This is a genomic window from Streptomyces hesseae, assembly GCF_031845785.1.
GTDB classification, from domain to species: domain Bacteria; phylum Actinomycetota; class Actinomycetes; order Streptomycetales; family Streptomycetaceae; genus Streptomyces; species Streptomyces hesseae.
Genome location: NZ_JAVRFI010000002.1, coordinates 119,851 through 139,310, shown reverse-complemented (window position 1 = coordinate 139,310; position 19,460 = coordinate 119,851). Strand labels below are relative to the sequence as shown.

Annotated in this window: 16 protein-coding genes; 10 read left to right on the top strand and 6 right to left on the bottom strand. The window is 72.5% G+C overall.

The annotated features are described in order from the left end of the window. Positions 1 to 258 precede the first annotated feature (258 nt). Positions 259 to 1,002 (top strand): IclR family transcriptional regulator, encoded by a 744-nt coding sequence (locus tag RM609_RS03525; RefSeq protein WP_311607832.1) that lies wholly within the window; start codon positions 259 to 261, stop codon positions 1,000 to 1,002. A gap of 98 nt (positions 1,003 to 1,100) precedes the next feature. Here RM609_RS03525 and RM609_RS03520 read toward each other — a convergent pair whose 3' ends face one another. Next, positions 1,101 to 2,534 carry an alkaline phosphatase family protein gene (locus RM609_RS03520; RefSeq protein WP_311607831.1) on the bottom strand — a complete coding sequence of 478 codons (1,434 nt, stop codon included), beginning with the start codon at positions 2,532 to 2,534 and terminating at the stop codon, positions 1,101 to 1,103. A gap of 316 nt (positions 2,535 to 2,850) precedes the next feature. Here RM609_RS03520 and RM609_RS03515 point away from each other — a divergent pair, with 316 nt between their 5' ends. From RM609_RS03515 to RM609_RS03495, 5 genes are all read left to right on the top strand, one after another. Further along, positions 2,851 to 3,777: a DMT family transporter gene (locus RM609_RS03515; RefSeq protein WP_311607823.1), complete on the top strand. Its 927-nt coding sequence runs from the start codon at positions 2,851 to 2,853 to the stop codon at positions 3,775 to 3,777. Between the two features lie 103 nt (positions 3,778 to 3,880). Next, positions 3,881 to 5,131: a cytochrome P450 gene (locus RM609_RS03510; protein WP_311607821.1), complete on the top strand. Its 1,251-nt coding sequence runs from the start codon at positions 3,881 to 3,883 to the stop codon at positions 5,129 to 5,131. A gap of 192 nt (positions 5,132 to 5,323) precedes the next feature. Beyond that, positions 5,324 to 6,451, top strand: a complete 1,128-nt coding sequence (locus RM609_RS03505) for an amidase domain-containing protein (RefSeq protein WP_311607815.1) — start codon at positions 5,324 to 5,326, stop codon at positions 6,449 to 6,451. Positions 6,452 to 6,511: 60 nt separating this feature from the next. Continuing rightward, positions 6,512 to 7,789, top strand: coding sequence for an ATP-binding protein (locus RM609_RS03500; protein ID WP_311607810.1), 1,278 nt, complete (start codon positions 6,512 to 6,514; stop codon positions 7,787 to 7,789). Beyond that, positions 7,786 to 8,913, top strand: coding sequence for a tetratricopeptide repeat protein (locus tag RM609_RS03495; protein ID WP_311607809.1), 1,128 nt, complete (start codon positions 7,786 to 7,788; stop codon positions 8,911 to 8,913). The genes RM609_RS03500 and RM609_RS03495 overlap by 4 nt, the downstream gene beginning before the upstream one ends. 43 nt (positions 8,914 to 8,956) lie before the next feature. Here the strand turns inward: RM609_RS03495 and RM609_RS03490 are convergent, their stop codons facing one another. Next, complete coding sequence (locus RM609_RS03490; RefSeq protein ID WP_311607808.1) at positions 8,957 to 9,694, bottom strand: TetR/AcrR family transcriptional regulator; 738 nt, start codon at positions 9,692 to 9,694, stop codon at positions 8,957 to 8,959. A 123-nt stretch (positions 9,695 to 9,817) separates the two neighbouring features. Here RM609_RS03490 and RM609_RS03485 point away from each other — a divergent pair, with 123 nt between their 5' ends. Then, positions 9,818 to 10,036, top strand: a complete 219-nt coding sequence (locus RM609_RS03485) for a hypothetical protein (RefSeq protein ID WP_311607806.1) — start codon at positions 9,818 to 9,820, stop codon at positions 10,034 to 10,036. Between the two features lie 11 nt (positions 10,037 to 10,047). On the opposite strand, the gene RM609_RS03480 is transcribed toward RM609_RS03485, so the two are convergent. Next, positions 10,048 to 11,154 (bottom strand): PP2C family protein-serine/threonine phosphatase, encoded by a 1,107-nt coding sequence (locus RM609_RS03480; protein WP_311607804.1) that lies wholly within the window; start codon positions 11,152 to 11,154, stop codon positions 10,048 to 10,050. Positions 11,155 to 11,255: 101 nt separating this feature from the next. Then, a complete protein-coding gene (locus RM609_RS03475) occupies positions 11,256 to 12,452 on the bottom strand; it encodes a PucR family transcriptional regulator (protein ID WP_311607803.1) in 1,197 nt (398 codons plus the stop codon). Positions 12,453 to 12,631: 179 nt separating this feature from the next. On the opposite strand from RM609_RS03475, the gene RM609_RS03470 reads away from it, so the two are divergent. Together RM609_RS03470 and otr(A) are read left to right on the top strand one after the other, a co-directional pair. Beyond that, positions 12,632 to 13,570 (top strand): SGNH/GDSL hydrolase family protein, encoded by a 939-nt coding sequence (locus RM609_RS03470; protein ID WP_311607802.1) that lies wholly within the window; start codon positions 12,632 to 12,634, stop codon positions 13,568 to 13,570. 235 nt (positions 13,571 to 13,805) lie between these two features. After that, entirely contained in the window at positions 13,806 to 15,785 is a 1,980-nt protein-coding gene (gene otr(A) / locus RM609_RS03465) for a tetracycline resistance ribosomal protection protein Otr(A) (protein ID WP_311607801.1), read from the top strand. Between the two features lie 64 nt (positions 15,786 to 15,849). Here otr(A) and RM609_RS03460 read toward each other — a convergent pair whose 3' ends face one another. Further along, complete coding sequence (locus RM609_RS03460; protein WP_438828386.1) at positions 15,850 to 17,424, bottom strand: APC family permease; 1,575 nt, start codon at positions 17,422 to 17,424, stop codon at positions 15,850 to 15,852. 188 nt (positions 17,425 to 17,612) lie between these two features. Here RM609_RS03460 and RM609_RS03455 point away from each other — a divergent pair, with 188 nt between their 5' ends. Next, a complete protein-coding gene (locus tag RM609_RS03455; protein WP_438828374.1) occupies positions 17,613 to 18,878 on the top strand; it encodes a cytochrome P450 in 1,266 nt (421 codons plus the stop codon). Here RM609_RS03455 and RM609_RS03450 read toward each other — a convergent pair. Beyond that, complete coding sequence (locus RM609_RS03450) at positions 18,853 to 19,437, bottom strand: TetR/AcrR family transcriptional regulator (RefSeq protein WP_311607799.1); 585 nt, start codon at positions 19,435 to 19,437, stop codon at positions 18,853 to 18,855. The two genes, RM609_RS03455 and RM609_RS03450, sit on opposite strands and share 26 nt — an antisense overlap. Positions 19,438 to 19,460 lie beyond the last annotated feature (23 nt).

Genomic DNA, 19,460 nt, shown 5'->3' with positions numbered 1-19,460 from the left:
GCCGTCGGCGCGGGCTTCGCCGTACAGGCCCGACCGGTCCGTCCCCCGGCGGGCGCCGGAGACCCGGAGGACGGCGCCCGCCGGAGTTCCCCCGTGGTATCGAGCATGGGCCGTGACGGCCTGACTGTCGCGCGGCGGTCCGGTGAGCGGACCGCCACCGGGGCGGACGGCCAGCGCATTTAGGGCGCGTTTACCCCGTGGGTGTTCACTCGGTCCGGACGGTGGCATACGGAAGGCGCTCTTGGAAGGGGACCGGCGATGGCCAGAACCACGGCCGGGGGGACGGGTGAGCGGCCGACTCCCGGACGGGGAGTTCTCGAGGGGGCGTTCGCCCTGCTGGAAGCCCTGGGACAGGCGCGGGAGGCCGGGCTGACCGAGCTGTCGGCGGACAGCGGGCTGCCCAAGACCACGGCGTACCGGCTCCTGGAGCAGCTGGCCGGCCTCGGCGTCGTCGAACACCACGGCACCCGCTACCGGATGGGCCCGCGGATGTTCCGCCTGGGGCTGGGCTGGCAGCCGCCACCCGGGCTGTGCGCGGCGGCGCGCGTCCCGGCGCGCCGGCTGGCGGAGGCCACCGGCGCCTCGGTCGGGATCTGCGTGCTGCGCGAGGGCCGGACCCTCGCCGTCCAGGGCGTGCCCGGCACGGTGGACCACCTGGCGCCCCTCCGGCCGGGCGCCACCTGGCCCTGGTACGCCGCGGCCGGAAAGGTCCTGGTGGCCGCCGCGTCGCCGCGGGCGCCGCTGGATCCGCTGCCGGCCGCCTGGCGGCGGGAGGCCGCCGTCATCCGCGACGGGGGAGTGGCCCTCGACCGGGAGGAGCTGGTGCCCGGCGTGTGCTGTGTCGCCGTGCCGCTGACGGCTCCGGGTGGGCAGGTCGTCGCCGGGCTGTGCGCGATGGTCGACCCGGCCCATGACCTGGGACGGCTCGCCCACGCCGTCGCCCGGACGGGCCGGGCCATCAGCGCGGCCCTGCGGGGACCCGCGCTGGGGCGGGCATCGTGAGCCACACGATCCACGCGGACGCCGGCCCCCGCGAGAGGCCCGTCGCGCCGGCCCCGCACGGGGCTCGGGACCGGCGCGACAACCTCTGATGCCGCCTCCTACCGCCGCGGCCGCGTGCCCGGCTCCTGGACCGGAGGCCGCTGCGTGGCACCCGGGAACGTGGGCGCCGGCAGATGGGCGACGTCCCACTCGGCCTGGCGCAGCCGCTCCTCGGTGTCACCCGGCAGCGCGGGCGGGCTCGCGGCGGGCGAGCCGAAGCCGAAGGCCGAGGTGAGGTCGCCGAAGGTACGGCGCCGCCACGCGCTGATGTTGGGCTCCCGCACCCCGGTCCAGCGCTCCAGGAAGCGCAGCACGGAGGTGTGGTCGAAGGCCTCCCCGGCCGCCCAGCCGCCCACCGTCCACGGCGAGACGACCAGGCACGGCACCCGGAAGCCCCCGCCGATCGGCAGGCCGCCCACGAACTCGTCCTTGGTGCCCTTCGGCGGCACGGGCGGGGGCACGTGGTCGAAGAGCCCGTCGTTCTCGTCGAAGTTCAGGATGAAGACGGTCTTCCGCCACACTTCGGGGTTGTCGGCGATCGCCTCCAGCTTCTTCGCGATGAAGTCCGCGCCCGCGGCGGGCATCGAGTCGGGGTGCTCGCAGCCGGCGGTGGTGGGCAGCAGCCAGGAGACGGCCGGCAGCCGGTCGTTGCGCGCGTCGTCCTCGAACGTGCCCTCGGGGGACGTCCGCAGCCCCCGTTCGTACAGCGGACTGCCCGGTTTCGCGTCCTTGAACTGGCGGAACTGCTCCAGCATGTTGGTGCCGTAGTCGTCCTCCTGCCGGTAGACGCGCCAGCTGACCCCCGCCGCCTCCAGCCGCTCGGGGTAGGTGGTCCAGCGGTACGGCGTGGGGGCGGTGTTGTCGATGACCGGTCCGCCCCGGGTGCCCGAGGGGTCGTTGGTGCCGGTCATCCAGTACAGCCGGTTGGGCCAGGTCGGCCCGAAGACCGAGCAGAAGTAGTTGTCGCAGACGGTGAAGGCCTCGGCGAGGGCGAACTGGAACGGGATGTCCTCGCGGGTGTGGTAGCCCATGACGTACGGCGCGTTCTTGCCGTCCGAGTCCGCTCTGCGGTGCGCCGGCATCCAGCGGTCCATCTTCCCGCCGTTCCACGACTCGTGCTGGATCCGCCAGGAGTGGTCGGTGGACGGGATGGCCTGGGCTCTCGTCTTGCGCGTGTCGAGGTGGAAGGGCAGCAGATAACCCTTGGGGTTCTCCGTGTCGGGCTGGTGGAAGACGCTGCGCCCGCCGGGGAGCTTGAGGGCGTCGGGGTCGGCGAAGCCGCGGACGCCCTTGAGCGTGCCGTAGTAGTGGTCGAAGGATCTGTTCTCCTGCATCAGCAGGACCACGTGCTGGATGTCCTCGAGCGAACCGCGCCGCGCCGGACCGGCGGCCACCGCCTGCTGCACGCTCGGCGGCAGCAGCGACAGCGCCGCCGCGCTCGCGGCCGTACCGACCGCCGTGCCGAGGAGCCTGCGCCGGGTGATGTCGGGCATGGGGAATCCCTCCCTGGAGTCGTGCGGTGCCACACGAATGACCGCTACGACTTTCGTGGCGCGCACGCCTCAGGGGCAGGGGGGAGGAAGTGAACAAGGTGTCAATTGGCTGTAAAGGGGCGGGAGATGGCGCATATATCCGCTGCTGTATGGGCCCCCGGGCGGCGACGCCCGAAAACGAGCCCGGAAACGAGCCCGAAAGCGAGCCCGGAAACGCGGGTCCGGCCCGCGCGTGTTGCCACCGCGCCCCGCCTCGCCGCTCTGCCAATGTCGTGATCGACAGCCACCCCGTCGGTCCCTCCCGAGGAGCCTCCCCGTGTCAGCGCCGCTCGCCGCCCTCTTCGCCGTGCTGGCGGCCGTGAGCAACGCCATCGCCATGGTGCTCCAGCGGGCGGCGGCGCGGACCGTGCCCAAGGCCGACTCCTTCAGCCTCAGGCTGATCCGCCATCTGCTGCACCAGCCCGTGTGGTTCGGCGGCATCGCCGCCATCCTCTGCGCCGCGGTCTGTCAGGCGCTGGCCCTGAGCATGGGCTCGCTGGCCCTGGTCCAGCCGATCTTCGTCACCGAGCTCCCCTTCGCGCTGCTCATCGCCAGCGTGGCCTTCCGGCGCAGGCTGCCGGCCCGGGGCTGGGCCGCCATCATCGCCGTCACCGCCGGGATCGGGATCGCGCTGGCGGCGGCCTCGCCCTCCGGCGGGCGCACCGGGATCGGCCTCGCGACGTGGGTGCTCACCCTGGCCGTCGCCGCCGGTGCGATGACGCTGTGCGTCGGCGCGGCCCTGCGGCGCCCCCGGGGCCGGGCCCGGGCCGCGCTCTTCGGCACCGCCGCGGCCATCGGCTACGCACTCACCGCCGCGCTGATGAAGTCCGCCGTCCACGCCTTCGCCCTGCACGGCGCCGCCGCGTTCTTCACGGCGTGGGAGACGTACGCCTTCGCCGCGGCCGGGGCCTGCTCGCTGTTCCTGCTGTCGAACGCCGTCGAGTCCGGCCCGCTGATCGCCTCGCAGCCCGCCCTCACCCTCGGCGACGCGGCGGTCAGTCTGGCGCTGGGGCTGATGGTGTACGGGGAGCACATCCGCACCGGGTGGTGGCTGCTCCCCGCGGCGGTCGGCGCCCTGCTGGTGACGGCCGGAGTGCTGGCCCTGCCGGGAGTGGAGCCGCAGGCGCTGAAGGGTCCTGCCGGTGAGGACGTAGCCGGCGATGGGCGGAACGACGGACCGGGTGTCGTACCGAAGGACCGGTAAATCCAGTCCTTCTGGGGAGCATTCCATGTTGATACGTTGATATGCGCTGTTGTGGGGATCCATATGACCGAACCGACGAGCACCAACGAGGGCGGGCTGGAACGTGCCGGAGTCGACCGAGATCAGCCCCCTGACTTCCGCGGCCGTGTCGGCCGTGTTCCTCACGCCCGGTTCGCCGGATCTGTACCCGGTGATGAAGCGGTTGCGGGACGAGGCCCCGGTGTTCTTCAGTGAAGAGCTGAACATGTGGATCGTCTCGCGGTACGACGACGTCGCGAGGATCCTCAAGGACCCCCGGCGCTTTCCCGCGGCCACCCGGTCCTTCATCCTGGCGAGCTATCCGCCCGAGGTCCGCGAGATCCTCGCCGTCACCAGCACCTTCTCGGCGCCCAACATGGGGTTCGACGACCAGCCGGTCCACGAGCGGCTGCGCAGGCCGCTCACGCAGTACTTCTCCTTCCGGGGCGTATCGCGCCTGGAGGAGCGAATACGCGCCATCGCCGACCGGCATCTCGACGGGATGCCCGACCGGCCCCCGGCCGACCTGGTCGAGTCGTACGCCCGCCCGCTGGCGAACAGCGTCATCATCGAGCTGGCCGGGTTCCCGGCCGGTGACCGCGACCGCGTGCTGCGCGGCCACCGCGCCCTCAACGACTTCTTCTTCGGCAGGCCCGCCCCGGACGTCCAGCTCGGCTACGCCAAGGACATCCGCGCGTGGGAGGAGTACCTCGCCGGAGTCATCGAAGAGCGGCGCGGCCGCCCCGGGGACGATCTGATCGGCCTGCTCACACGGAAGGTGTCCCAGGGGGAGGCGGACTACACCGACGAGGAGCTCATCAGCCTCTTCAGCTTCGACATCGTCACCGCCGGCATCCGGCCGAGCAGCTTCGCCCTGATCAACCTGTGCGACGAGCTGCTCCGGGACCGGCGCCGCTGGGAGGGACTGCTGGCGGAACCCGGCCGCTTCGACGGCCTGTTCGACGAGACCCTCCGCCGCTCCGGGCTGGCCACGGGGGTCTTCCGCGCCACCGCGGCCGACGTGGAGATCGAGGGTGTCCATATCCCCGCGGGCTCGGCCGTCTGGGCCCTGACGGCCTCGGCCAACCGCGACGAACGGCACTTCGCCGACCCGGACTCCTTCGACCCGCACCGCCCACAGCTCGGCACCAGCCTCCACTTCTCCCACGGGCTGCACTACTGCCTCGGTGTGAACCTCGCCCGGACGGTGACCCGGGCCGGCCTCGGCGCGCTTATGCGGCGCCACCCGGGAATGCGCCGCGTCGCGGAGCGGACACCTATGTACGAACAGGGCATCAACGTCATCGCCCCCGCCCGGTTCACCGTGGAGTGGTGACCCCCGGAAGCGGCGCCGAGCGCATTCCGGTTGACCGGTTCCCACGGTATGCCCCGGGATCTCCAGAGTCCCGTACACCCCGTTGAACAGGGATTTTTGACGCTTGAGTCGACCATGTGACCGACGGTACGAATGTTCATGCGAAGATTCCGACTCCCGGTCCGAACGGACCGGGTGACAAGGGGAAACTTCGTGAAGAAGAGAACACTGAGCATCGCCATCGGTGCGACGCTGGCAGTGGGTGCCTCCGCCCTGTTGCTGCCCGGCGCGAACGCCTCCGAAGACCACAAGGTCGACGGTGCCACCACGGCGGCCTTCGGTCGCATCGCCGACGACGTGCTGACCCAGCGCACGGCAGCGCTCGTCGACGGACAGAAGGAGCGGGGCTACAACGCTCCGCAGGAGAAGAAGGTGCGCCTCTCCAACGGTATGGAGAAGGCCGAGGACCGCGGTGTGTCCTCGCTGTACACCCGAAAGAAGCGCCTCGCCTCCCTCGGTGAGGCGTACTCCAACGCGGACACCAAGGTCACCACGGACAAGACGACCGTCAAGGGCGACCGCGCCACGGTCGAGGTCACCGAGACCACCGTCCTGACCTACAAGAAGGTCCGCGGCGACGAGCCGGGCACCACCGGCTTCACCGCCCACCACACCCTCACCTTCACCCGCGGCAAGGGTGGCAAGTGGGAGCTGTCGGACCTCAAGGCCCAGGACGACGGCCCGGGTGCGATCAACCAGCCGCAGACCGCCCCGGCCGCCCCGGCCGTGGACACCGGGGGCTTCCCCAAGGCCACCCCGGCCTCCATATCCTGGGGCGCCCGTCCGGTGCCCAAGACCCAGAAGGCGGGTGGCTACGACTACAAGGCCATGGCCGCCTACGCCGAGAAGTACTGGCGGAACTACAACCCCCAGTACCGTCAGTACAACGACGCCGGCGGCGACTGCACCAACTTCATCAGCCAGGCCCTGCGGGCCGGCGGCTGGAAGGACGAGCCGGGCTCGGCCTCGGACTACAAGAAGTGGTGGAACAACTCCAAGGCCGAGTCGACGTCCTTCGTGGGCGCCAACGAGTGGTCCTGGTACGCCATGTCGTCGAAGCGGGTCACCAACCTGAAGAACGTCTACCAGATGGACGTCGGCGACATCCTCCAGATGGACTTCGACCGTGACGGTTCGAAGGACCACTCCATGATCGTCACGTACAAGAGCCGCATCGGCATCCCGTACATGACCTACCACTCGACCAACACGTTCCGTAAGTCGCTGGCGAGCATCATCGCGTCCTACCCGGACGCGGTCTACTACGCCTACCGCACCTGACAGCCCGCCCGGTGGGTCCCGCTCCGGCGGGGCCCACCGGGCGTGTCTAGGCTGTGGCCCATGCCTGAAGAGTCCCCGCTGGTCACCAGCCTGCGCGCGGCCGTCGACGCCGCGCCCGACGACCTCCCGCTGCGCCTCCATCTCGCGGGGCTCCTGCTCGACGCGGGCCGCGGCCAGGACGCGATAGCCCAGCTCGCCGCCGCCCTCCAGCGGGACCCCGGCAACGCCGAGGCCCAGGCCCTGATGGCCCGCGCCGTCGCACCCCCCGCCGCCCCGGCCGCACCCCCGGAGCCGGACCGCGGCGCCGCCTACGACTGGCGGCGCGGCGAGGATGAGCTGTCCGGCGTGGTCCCGCCCCGCTTCGTCGAATCCCGCCCGGAGACGGAAACAGCGCCGGAGAACGAGCCACGCGCCGGGGAAGCCCACCTCGCCGCGCACGGCGACGACCTCGCATCGCCCTGGGACGTCGAGAGCACCGCCCTCACCCTCGCCGACGTCGGCGGCATGGACGAGGTCAAGGCACGGCTGGAGGCCGCCTTCCTCGCCCCCCTCCGCAACCCCGCCCTGCGCCGCCTCTACGGCAAGAGCCTGAGCGGCGGCCTGCTGATGTACGGCCCGCCCGGCTGCGGCAAGACCTATGTGGCCCGCGCCGTCGCGGGCGAACTCGGCGCCCGCTTCCTGTCCGTGAGCATCAGCGACGTCCTCGACATGTGGATGGGCAACTCCGAGCGCAATCTCCACCGGCTCTTCGAGACCGCCCGCCGCAACGCCCCCTGCGTCCTGTTCCTCGACGAGATCGACGCGCTGGGCGCCAAGCGCAGCCAGATCCGGCACACCGGCATGCGCACCACGGTCAATCAGCTCCTCGCCGAACTCGACGGCGTGGACGCGGCGTCGGACGACGGCGTGTTCGTCCTCGCCGCGACCAACCACCCTTGGGACGTCGACACCGCCCTGCGCCGCCCCGGCCGCCTGGACCGGACGCTCCTGGTGCTGCCGCCCGACCGGCCGGCCCGCGAGGCGATCCTCCGGCACCACCTCACGGACCGGCCGGTCGCCGGCATCGACCTGGCGAAGCTCGCCCAGCGGACCGACGGGTTCTCCGGCGCCGACCTCCGGCACCTGTGCGAGTCGGCGGCCGAACGGGCGCTGCTGGACTCGGTCCGCACTGGCGAGGCCCGGATGATCGGCACGGCCGACTTCACGGCCGTCCTCGCCGGTCTCCGGCCGTCCACCGGCCCCTGGTTCGCCTCCGCGCGCAACGTCGCGCAGTTCGCCAACGAGGGCGGGGCCTACGACGACCTCCTCGTCCACCTCAAGCGGAAGAAGATGCTGTGAGCACGGGCACGACCGAGCTGAAGGAACGCGCGCTGGCCCTCATGGAGGTCGACCGGTTCGAGCAGGCCGCCGAGCTCCTGGCCCGCTACCTGGCGGACGCGCCCGCCGACGCCTGGGCCTGGGCCTGGCTCGCCCACTGCCGCTTCCGCTCCGGCGACCGCGAGGGCGCCCTGAAGGCGGCGGACGAGGGCATAGCCGCCGACCCCGCGTGCTGGTACGCGTGGGAGCGGCGCTCCTTCCTGCTGCCGTTCCTCCTCCGCCTGGACGACGCGCTGGAAGCGGCCCGGGAGGCCGTGCGCGTGGGCCCCGAGGTCGCGGAGACCCACGCCGTGCTGGCCAGGTGCCTGCTCCTGGCGGGCGACCGCGAGGGACGGTACGCCGCGCAGCTCAAGACGGTCGAACTCGCCCCGGACAGCGCCGTCGCGCACTTCAACCTGGCCTCGGCCGCCGGGGACGTCGGCCGCGCCGACATCCGCGTCGACGCCCTGCGCACCGCGCTCCGCCTGGACCCGGACTTCGCCGACGCCCGCGCCCAGCTCGCGGACATACGGGCCGACGCCCGCGAGATCAAGCTGCCCGAGCTGGCGGGGGAGTACGCCGCCGCGCTGGGCACCGAACCGGACGCCCGCCACCTCGAACACCGGCTCCAGCTGATCGTCCTGCGGCTGCTGCGCCGCACCCGCTGGTTCGCCCTGGCCGCTCTGGTGATCGCCGCTCAGGCGTCCCGGGCCTTCCCCACGGGCGACGCCCCGACGGAACTGCCCGTACCGCTCGGCATCCGGCTGTGGGCCCTGGTGCTGATGGGGGTCCTCTGGGTGCTGGGCGGCTGGTTCCTCGCCTACCGCAAGCTGCCGCGCGGCGCGCGGTCCACGGTGTGGTCGCTGCTCCGGCTCCGCTGGTCCGCGCGCCTGCCGGTCGCGCACGCGCTGTGGGGCACGCTGTGCGCGGTGGCGCTGGTGGCGGTCCCCTGGACGGACCGGACGTACGAGCGGACGCTCGCGCTGGCCGGCGCCGTGCCGGTGGTGCTCGCCATGTGGTACGGGGCCGCGCAGCGCCGCGAGGAGCGTGAGCGGGCCGCCAAGTCGGCGCGTTCCGCCGGAGCCGACCCGGCGAGCCGGCCCTGAGTCACCCGCCGGCCCGCCGGCCCGTCCGCCCGGGGCGGACGGGTCACGCCGTCGCCGTCAGTCCGTCGATCATGCGGTCGAGGAGACGGTCGAAGACGGCCTCCGGCGAGGAGTCGTCGGCCGGGGCCGCCAGGGCCGCCGCGAGCCGGGGGTAGTCGCCGCCCTCGGCGACGGACCGCAGATGGCGGGCCTGGGCCTCGAAGAAGGCGCCGGGCGCGCCGCCCGTCGCCTCGATCAGCCGCTCCTGGGCGAGTTCGTGCGAGACATGGCTGGCCACGAAGCCGGTGAGCAGGCTGAAGGTCTCCAGCCGGGCCCGGGCGGTCAGGCCCGCGGGTTCGAGCACGGCGAGGACGTACTCCAGGACGGCCAGGGTGTTGGGACCGAGCGTCTGCCGGACGGACAGCGCCTCGGGCAGCCAGGGGTGCCGCCGTATGATCGCGCGTTGTTCCCGGCCGATCCGCCGGAGGTCGGCGCGCCAGTCCCCGGAGGGACCGGCCGGCAGGGAGTGGTCGCCGCCGACGTGGTCGATCATGAGCTCCAGCAGCGTCTCCTTGTTGGGGACATAGCTGTAGAGGGACATCGTCCCGGCGCCGATCCGGGCCGCGACCGCGCGCATCGTGACCGCCGAGAGCCCCTCGGCGTCGGCGAGGGCGACGGCCTCCGCCGTGATCGCCTCGCGGCTGTGGGCCGGCGGCCTGCCCCGGCGGGGACGTTCGGCGCGCGACCAGAGCCGTTCGGGATCCACCCCGGCGGGACGGCCGGACGAGCCGGTACGGGCCATGGCGACCTCTCCTTCCTCCTCCGGTCATACCGTCATGAGCTATTACCGTACCCCGTACACGAAAACCCGCGGTGATTCCCGGCCGGAGCGCATCCGCCGACCTGACGGATCGTTGGGCCGGGCATGAGAAGGATCGTCGCTCTCGGCGTGCTCGGCACGGCCGTGCTCTGCGCCACCGCGTCCCCCGCCCACGCCGCCGGACCGGGTGCCGGGCCGGATCCCGTCGCCCAGCTCGCCGCTCCGGCCGAGGCCATGCTGTGCCATGGGGAGACCAAGTCCCTGCCGGTGGTGAGCCAGTACTCCGGGGTGCTCCAGAGCGCGTGCGGCGCCCTGCCGCGCTGACGCGGCGTCGGTCAGCGGCAGCGCAGGACGGCCACGAGGGCGGCGTCGTCGGTGAGGTTGCCGCCCGCGTGGCCGAGCAGGTCGTCGTGGAGGCGCTGGACCAGCCGTTGAGGATCGCGTTCCCGCCAGGCGGCGATCCGTTCGGCGATGGGGTAGAAGACGCCCCGCGCGTCCCGGGCCTCGCTGACCCCGTCGGTGTAGAGCAGGAGCAGGTCCCCGGCCTCGAAGGGGAAGGTCTCCACCTCGTAGTCGTCCGCCTCCATGTCCGAGCCCACGCCCAGCGGCAGCGCCGGGTCACGGACCGTCAGCGCGGTGACCCGGCCCTTGTGCACCAGCAGCGGCGGCGGATGGCCGCAGCTGATGAGACGGATCACGGGCTCCTCGTCGGGGATGTCCAGCATCGCGGCGGTGACGAAGCCCTCCATGTTGTCGGGGTCGTCCGAGGGCGCCACGGTGTCCCAGTACACGGTGTTGTGCAGATGGGCGACGAGCCGGGCCAGCGGGGGGTTGCGGTGCGCCGCCGCGTGGAAGGCGCCGAGCAGCAGGGTGGTGGACCCGATGGCGGGCAGGCCCTTGCCCCGCACGTCGCCGATCAGGAACCGGCTGCCGTCCGGGGTGCGCGCCGTCGCGTAGAGGTCGCCGCCCATGAGCGCCTCGGCCTCCGCCGCGACGTACACCGCCGCCACCCGCAGCGGGCCGACGCGGTGGGGGAGGGGGCGCAGCAGATACCGCTGGATGACGTCCGCCACCAGCCGTGCCCGGCCGAGCTGCCGCTCGTGCCGTTCGTGCGCGTAGCGGAAGCCCACGACGAAGAGCGAGATCGTCAGCAGGGCACCGATCTGGGCCTGGTGGTTCGCGGTCGTCAACCCGCCCAGGAGGGCGCTGAGCAGGAGCTGCGCGCCCACGGCCAGGGCCGCGACGAGGGCGACGAGCCGGGGGCTGCCGAACGTCGCGGTGATCGCCGGCGCCACCACCAGCAGCGGACCGAGCTGGATGGACCTGCCCGTCCACAGGTCGAGCACCATGATCAGCGCGATGAGCCCGAGCGGCGCCGCGAGCAGTGCGCGACTGTTGTGCCAGGGCCCCTCGGCCCCCCGCGACCGGTGCCGGAGGTGCATTCCTCCTGCTTACATTTCCCGGCGACCGTCACCCGGCTCCGACACGTCTTTCAGCCCCGTCTTTCCGTCATGCCTTTCCGGCCGGTCCCTCGCCCGCGCGCTCAGGCCGGCCCGTCGGGCAGCAGCCGCAGGGCGCCGAGCGCCACGGCCAGGTCGGCGACCGCGCGCGGGTCGCGCAGGGAACGGCCCGTCAGCTCCTCCACCCTGCGCAGCCGGTAGCGGACGGTGTTGCGGTGGCAGTACAGCGGCTTCGCCGCCTCCGCCACCGAACCGCCCGCGACGAACCACTGCTCCAGCGTCTCCAGCAGCCGGGCGCGCTCGGTGGCCGGGAGCACCAGAACGCCGGCGAAGACCGTCCGCGCGATCCGCCCGGCCTCCTCCGGGGACGCCGCCACCAGCAGGGAGACGGGACTGTCGTCGAACCGGACGACGCCCGCCGCCCGCCCCCGCGCCCCGGACAGCGCGAGCCGCGCCAGCCGCAGCGCCCGGGGGGTGTCCTGGAGCGCCGCATACGGCGGGCTGACCCCGACCGGGGAGCCGGCGGCCCGGCCCAGGACACGCAGGGCCGCCTCCGCACCCCCCGCGCCCCGCACGGCGACGACGCCCACCTGGAGATCGGGCAGCAGCCGCCACGCCGAGCGTGCCTCCTCGGCGAGCAGCCGGGACTCGATGCCGGGCAGCGCCTCCCGGCCCGGGGCGGGCACGTCCGCCGCCACCACCACGAACGGCCCCTCGGTCGGCAGCCCCAGCACCTGGGCCGCCTCCCAGACGGTGGTGCGGTCGGTGAGCATCCCCGTGAACAGGGCCTCGACCAGCGCGGAACGCTCGCGCTCCCGCTGGAGCACCAGCTCCGAGGCCGCCTCCCGGTAGGCGTCCCCGGCCGCCGCCGCCAGGCCCTCGTTCACCCACCAGGCGGCGAGCGAGGCGACGGTGTCGACGGTGATGCCGTCGACGGCCCGCACCAGGGCGGCCAGCTCGGACCACAGGAACTCGGACCCCACGCGATAGGCGTGCAACAGCTCCGCCAGCGGCGCGCCCCGGCGGGCGTGCTCACGGCCCGTGTTGCGCGCCGGGGCCAGATCCGCCCCCCGGCGGTCGACGAGCTGACCGAGCACCAGCTCGGTGTTGTCCCGGCAGGAGGCGCCCAACTCCTCGAACGGCACCCGGTCCTCGCTGCCGTAGTAGGCCACCTCGGACCGGATGCGCAGGGCCATGCGCTCGCTCACCTCCCGCGCGCGCCCCAGCAACGTCGCGGCGGCGGGGGCGACCTCGGCGGGGGGAGATGAAGTGCGGTTCATGTACCGCAGGTTACAAACAGAGGTGCGATTCGGGCGACGTTGTGCGCGGGGACAATGGGCCGACGTCATCACTGTGCACCGGTACGTGGCCCACGGGGCGGGAGACCACGACGATATCGGCAACGTTACCGGCCGGTTTCGTCGCCCGCCCGACCTCTCCGTACCCCCCAGGAGGACCCGTGCCCAGAGCAGCGACCCGCAGTAAGAACAGCGGTACGGACACCCACGACGGCACATCCCGCCGGAGATGGCCCGCCCTGCTGACCGGCTGCGCCCTCCTCGCCACGCCCCTCACCACCGCCGTGGCGACCCCCGCCCAGGCCGCGGCGCAGGCCGGCTCCGGTACGTCCTATGTGGCCCTCGGCGACTCGTACGCCGCCGGTGCCGGGATCCCCGCCGTCTCCGGCGGACTGTGCCTGCGCTCCGACCGCAGTTACGGCCGCCTCGTCGCCGCGAACCTCAAACCGGCCTCGTACACCGACGCCACCTGCGCCGCGGCCAAGGTGGGTGCCCTCACCACGGCGCAGACCGACGCCGGCATCCGCGTCAACGGCCCACAGCTCGACGCCGTGAAGCCGGACACCGGGCTCGTCACCCTCACCATCGGCGGCAACAACCTCGGCACCTCCGACCTCGGTTTCGTCGACGTCGTCCTGGCGTGCTCCGGCCTGGCCCTCACCAACCCCTTCGGCGCGCCCTGCCGCGACTTCTACAAGGACACGCTCACCAAGCGCCTGGACGCCGTGGCGCCCCGGCTCGCCGACGGCCTGAAGCGGATCCACGCCAAGGCGCCCGGGGCCAAGGTGCTGGTCGTCGGCTATCCGTCGGTGGTACCCGACGACCCGAGGACCTGCCTCGGCAAGATGCCCATCACGACCGGCGACATCGGCTATCTGCGCACCGTCCTCGGCGACCTCAACAAGATGGCCGCCAGGACCGCCGCAGCCAACGACGCCACCTTCGTCGACACCCTCACCCCGACCACGGGGCACGACCCCTGCTCGGCGGACCCCTGGATCGAGCCGCTCATTCCCGGCAAGCCCACCCTGCCGCTCCACCCCAACGCCACGGGTGAGCGCGTCAGGGCCGACGCGGTGCTGAACACCCTCCGCCGCTGACGGCACGGAGCGAGCACCCGGGGAAAACCCTTGGACAACGCCCGCGGCGACTGATTGATTGGCCCCGCACGAGACCGTGCGGGGCCGTTTCATGGGCTACCGCATGGGCTGCTTCACGGGCTACTTCACGAACCACTTCACCACGAACGGAAAGAGCGGGACATCATGCGGCAGGCGACCGGAGCTCCGACGACCAAGGACCGAATGCCCGCACCCATGACTGTGAAGAGCCCGTATGAACAAGCTGAACCTGGGGATTCTCGCCCACGTCGACGCCGGTAAGACCAGCCTCACCGAGCGCCTCCTCCACCGCACCGGAGTCATCGACACGGTGGGGAGCGTCGACGACGGCACCACACAGACCGACTCCCTGGAGCTGGAACGGCGCCGGGGCATCACCATCCGCTCGGCCGTGGCCGCCTTCGTCCTCGACGACCTCAAGGTCAACCTGATCGACACCCCGGGGCACTCCGACTTCATCGCCGAGGTCGAACGCGCCCTGCGGGTGCTGGACGGCGCCGTCCTGGTCGTCTCCGCCGTCGAAGGCGTACAACCGCAGACACGCGTCCTGATGCGCACCCTGCGCAGACTCGCGATCCCCACCCTGGTCTTCGTCAACAAGGCCGACCGCGCCGGAGCGGACACCGACGCCGTGCTCGCCGGGATCCGCCGGCGGCTCACCGGCTCCGCCGTCGCCATGACCACCGTCACGGACCTCGGCACCCCGGCCGTACGCGTCCGCCCGCGGACCCTCGACGACCCGGCGTTCACCGACGGACTCGCGGAGGTCCTCGCCGGGCACAGTGACGCCTTCCTGGGCTCCTACCTGGACGACACCCTTACCTCCGACGACTACACCGCGGAACTCGCCCTCCAGACCGCCAAGGGACTCACCCACCCCGTGTACTTCGGCTCCGCCGCCACCGGCGAGGGCATCGACGAACTCCTCGCCGGAGTACGGCACCTGCTCCCCGCCCCGGACGACACCCGCCCCGGCGGGGAACCGGCCGGCACCGTATTCAAGATCGAACGCGGCTCCCGGGGCGAACGGATCGGCTACCTCCATCTGACCGCCGGCAGCCTCGCCGCCCGCGACGAGGCCGTCCTCCACCGCACCGACCACGCCGGGCACGTCACCCGGCACTGCGGCAGGATCACCTCGCTACGCGTGTTCGAACGGGGCGCCACCACCGTCGAGACCCGGGCCGAGGCCGGGGACATCGCGCAGATCCGCGGCCTGAAGGACCTCCGCGTCGGCGACCGGCTGGGCCCGGCGGACGCCACCGGGCGCACCGGCGTCTTCGCCCCGCCCGCCCTGGAGACCGTCGTCCGCCCCCTGCGGCCCGAGGCGGCGCCCCGGCTCCACACGGCCCTGACGGCCCTCGCCGAAGCGGACCCCCACATCGAGCTCCAGCAGGACGCGGACACCGGGGGAGCCGTTCTGCGCCTCTACGGAGAGGTGCAGAAGGACATCATCCACACCACCCTCGCCGAGGAGTTCGGCGTCGCCGTCCGCTTCGAGGAGACCCGCACGGTCCACATCGAGAAGCCCGTCGGCGCCGGCACGGCACTGGAGGAGATCGACACCCGCGCCTACGAGAACTACTTCTGGGCGACGGTGGGGCTCCGCGTCGAGCCCGCCGGGCCCGGCGAGGGCGTCGTGTTCCGCCTGGGCGTCGAACTGGGCTCACTGCCCCGGGCGTTCCACAAGGCCATCGAGGACACCGTCCACTCGACCCTGCGGCACGGCCTGTACGGCTGGCAGGTCACCGACTGCCTGGTGACGCTCACCCACACCGGCTACGCCAGCCCCGTCAGCGCCGCGGACGACTTCCGCAAGGTCACCCCGCTGGTGCTGATGGACGCGCTGCGCCGGGCCGGGACCGAGGTCCACGAACCGGTGAACGCCTTCGAACTGGAGCTGCCCACAGGCGCCCTGAGCCCGGTCCTCGCCAGGCTGGCCGAGGTGGGCGCGACCCCCTTCCCGCCCGTCGCCGACGGCGACGTCTACCGGCTGGAGGGCCTGCTGGCGGCGGGCCGGACGCACGGCTTCGAGCAGCGGGTCCCCGGGCTCACCCAGGGGGAGGGCGTCTTCCTGTCCGCCTTCCACGGCTACCGGCCCGTCCGGGGACACCAGCCGGTGCGGCCGCGCCCCCAGGGCCCGGACCCGCTGAACCGGGACGCGTATCTGCTGCACGTGCTCAAGCGCCTGTAGCGCCCTCGTCGGACGGCCCGGGCGGATCCGTTCCGCCCGGGCGCTCCGCCGGGCCGCCGGTCTGTCACGCGTGAGCGCCCACCGCGGGCGGCAGCTGTCGTACGCCCGAACGGACCGCCCAGAAGAAGACGCCCAGCGCGACGAGGGCGACGGTCAGCGAGTCGTACGGCGCGGGCAGCCGGCCCGAGCCCTTGAAGGTGCCGAGCCAGGAGAGCAGCGTCAGCACGGCCAGATAGACGATCAGCCAGGCACCGGTGCGCAGTTCGGCGACGAGCGGGACGTCCTCATGGCCCGAGCGCCGCATCGCCAGGAAGATCAGCAGCCCGCCCAGCACGAGCGGCAGCGCCAGCCGCAGGTCGTGCCATCCCGACCAGTACACGAACTCGCTCGACACCACGAAGCTGACGGGCGCGATCCAGCGCAGCCCGGGCACCCAGCCCGCCATCTCCCCACCCGGCTGCTTCCGGAAGACCGCGGCGGCGACGGCCGACGCGGCATAGATCAGCAGGTACATGTCGCCCATGATGCTGACGATGTGCTGCCAGCCGCCGAACGGCAGCAGGAAGACCACGATGACGGCGAGGTTCAGCGCCAGCGCCCGGTGCGGGATCCCGGAGCGGCTGTCGACCTTCATCAGCGCCCGGGGCAGCGTGCCGTTCTTGGCGAGGGCGTAGGTGTGGCGGGCGTCGATGGCGACGCCCACGTACGCCGAGCCGCCCGGCGAGACGACCGCGTCCGCGTAGAGGAGCGTGGACAGCCAGTGGAGATTGAAGATCAGCGCCAGCTGGCCGAAGGGCGATTCGAAGTTCACGCCCTTCCAGCCACCGCCGAGGAGGTCCTCGGGAACGGTGAAGAGAAAGGCCAGCTGGAGCCCCAGATACATCAGCAGGGCCAGCCCGATGCCGGTGAGCACCGAGGCCGGGATGGTCCGGCGGGGGTCGCGGGCCTCGCCGGAGAAGTCCAGCGGGGCCTGGAAGCCGTTCACCGAGTACACCACGCCGCCCCCGGCGAGCGCGGACAGACAGGCCGCGTAGCCGTAGGGAGCGAAACCGCCGTGGTCGGTCAGCCGTCCCGAGTGCCAGCCGGAGGCGAGCAGCGCGAGCACGGTGACCACGGGCATGACGACCTTGAAGACCGAGACGAGGTTGTTGAGCCGGGCGAACGTCCGTACCGCGAACCAGTTCAGCGCCGTCAGCAGGGTGCTCAGCGCCACGGCGACGCCCAGGCCCGAGACGCTGAGGGTGTGGCCCGTGTAGAGGCCGGGGAGATAGTGGTTGGCGTACTGCATGATCGCGCTGATCTCGGCCGCGGTGCCGCCCACCGACAGCAGCACCGACCAGCCGACGACCGTGCCGACCAGACGGCCGCTCGCGTACAGCGGCCAGCGAACCGTTCCGCCGCCCTCGGGGCGCGACGCGCCGAGCTCGATCATGACGAGGGCGACGAGCCCGCACAGCAGGCCCGCGCCGACCCAGGTCAGCAGGGACGCGGGCCCCGCCGTCTGGGAGGCGTACATCGCGGCGAACAGCCAGCCGGAGCCGACGATGTTGGAGAAGCCGATTCCGGTCAGTCCCCAGAACCCCAGGTCGCGGCGGAGTCGCCGCTCCTGGACGGCCACTTCGGGCGTGCCGGGCTCCACCGGCAGCGAACGGTCCGACACGTGAGAGCCCTCCGGAGACGAGTGAGTGCCTGCCATAGCGCCTTGAAGGTGTGAGTTGAGCCAGTATGTCGGTTAATCGATCTTAATTTGGCGCTATTTGTGGGCCATGATGACGCCACACGGCGTCATCACCGTTCCCGCACGTCACTCTGCACCCGGAGGGCACCTTGCACAACGAACCGTCGATGAATCCGCCCGAGCGGACCGCCCAGGCGACCGCGCCGCGCCCCGAGCCCGACCCGCTCCCCGGGCTGCCGCTGAGCCGCCCCGAGGGCTGCCCCTTCGACCCGCCCACCGAGCTGGCCCGGCTGCGCGACACCGAACCGCTGCGCCGGATGCGCTACCCCGACGGTCATCTGGGCTGGCTGGCCACCGGCCACTCCGTGATCCGCAAGATAGGGGCGGACCGCCGCTTCAGCTCGCGGTACGAGTCCTTACACCTGCCCGTGGCCATCCCCGGGGTCACCACCCTGCCCCCGGCCACCCTCGGGGACCTCACCGGCATCGACCCGCCCGAGCACACCCGCTACCGGCGGCTGCTCGCCGGGAACTTCACCGTCCGCCGGATGCGCGCCCTCACCGCCCGCGTCGAGGAGATCGCCGCCGAGCACCTCGACGCCATGGAGCGCCAGGGCCCGGACCTCGATCTCGTGGCGGCCTACGCCCACCCCGTACCGGCCCTGATGATCTGTGAACTGCTGGGCGTGCCCGAGGACGAGCGCGAGGGCTTCCGGAACCGTGCCGCGACGGTGAGCGGCACGAGCGCGACGGCCGAGGAGCAGTACTCCGCCCTGACCGCGCTCGGGGAATTCGTCCGCGAACTGGTGCCGGTCAAGCGCGCCGCCCCCACCGACGACCTGCTCAGCGACCTGACCACCACCGACCTCACCGACGAGGAGGTCGCCGGCCTCGGGAGCTTCCTCCTGGCCGCCGGCCTCGACACCACCGCGAACATGATCGCGCTGGGCGCCTTCGCCCTCCTGAACCACCCCGAACAGGCCGCCGCCCTGCGCTCCGACCCCGGCATCGCCGACCAGGCCGTCGAGGAACTGCTGCGCTATCTGAGCATCGGCCACACCGGGGTGCGGGCGGCGCTGGAGGACGTCGAGGTGGACGGCACGCTGATCAAGGCCGGCGAGACGGTCACCCTCTCCGTCCAGGCCGCCAATCGCGACCCCGCCCGGTTCACCGACCCCGACACCCTGGACCTGAGCCGCACCGCCACCGGCCACCTCGCCTTCGGCCACGGCATCCACCAGTGTCTGGGCCAGCAACTGGCCCGCGTGGAGCTGCGCGTCGCCCTGCCCGCCCTCTTCACCCGCTTCCCGTCGCTGCGCCTGGCCGTCCCGCCCGAGGAGGTGCCGCTGCGCGACGACATGAACCTCTACGGAGCCCACCGGCTTCCGGTCACCTGGGACCCGACGGAGGGATGATCCGGCTGACCACCGTTTCCACGAGCCGGTCGAGCTCGGTGCCGGAGAGCACGTCCGGCAGCGTGAAGTGCTCCAGCAGCACACCGGTCATGGCGAGATAGAGCACGAGCACGGTGTCCGCGTCGCCGGGCAGGCCGGCGTCCAGGTGGAAACGGACGCTCTCCTCCAGGGCGGCGCGGACGGCGCGGTTGAGCTCGGCCTGGAGGTCCGGGCGGCGGGTGGCCTCCAGCCGGAGCTCCAGCATGGCCAGATAGCCGGTGCGCTCGGCGGTCATACGGCGCACCAGCCACCGCATGAGCTCCGTCACCAGCTCGCGCGAGGGGGCCGCCCGCATGGCCTCGCCGACCTGGGCGGGGTCGGGCGTCATCCGTACATGGATGCGCCGGCCGGCCTGGGTGAACAGATCGTCCCTGCTGGTGAAGTAGTTGGACGCCGTCCCGACGGGCACCCCGGCCTGCGCGTCGACCGCGCGGAAGGTGAGCCCTCGCGCCCCCTCGCGCGCCAGTACCTCGATGGCGGCGTCGACGAGTGCCGTTCTTCGTTCCGGGTTCCTGGCCATCCGTCATGTCCTCTCGGTGAGCC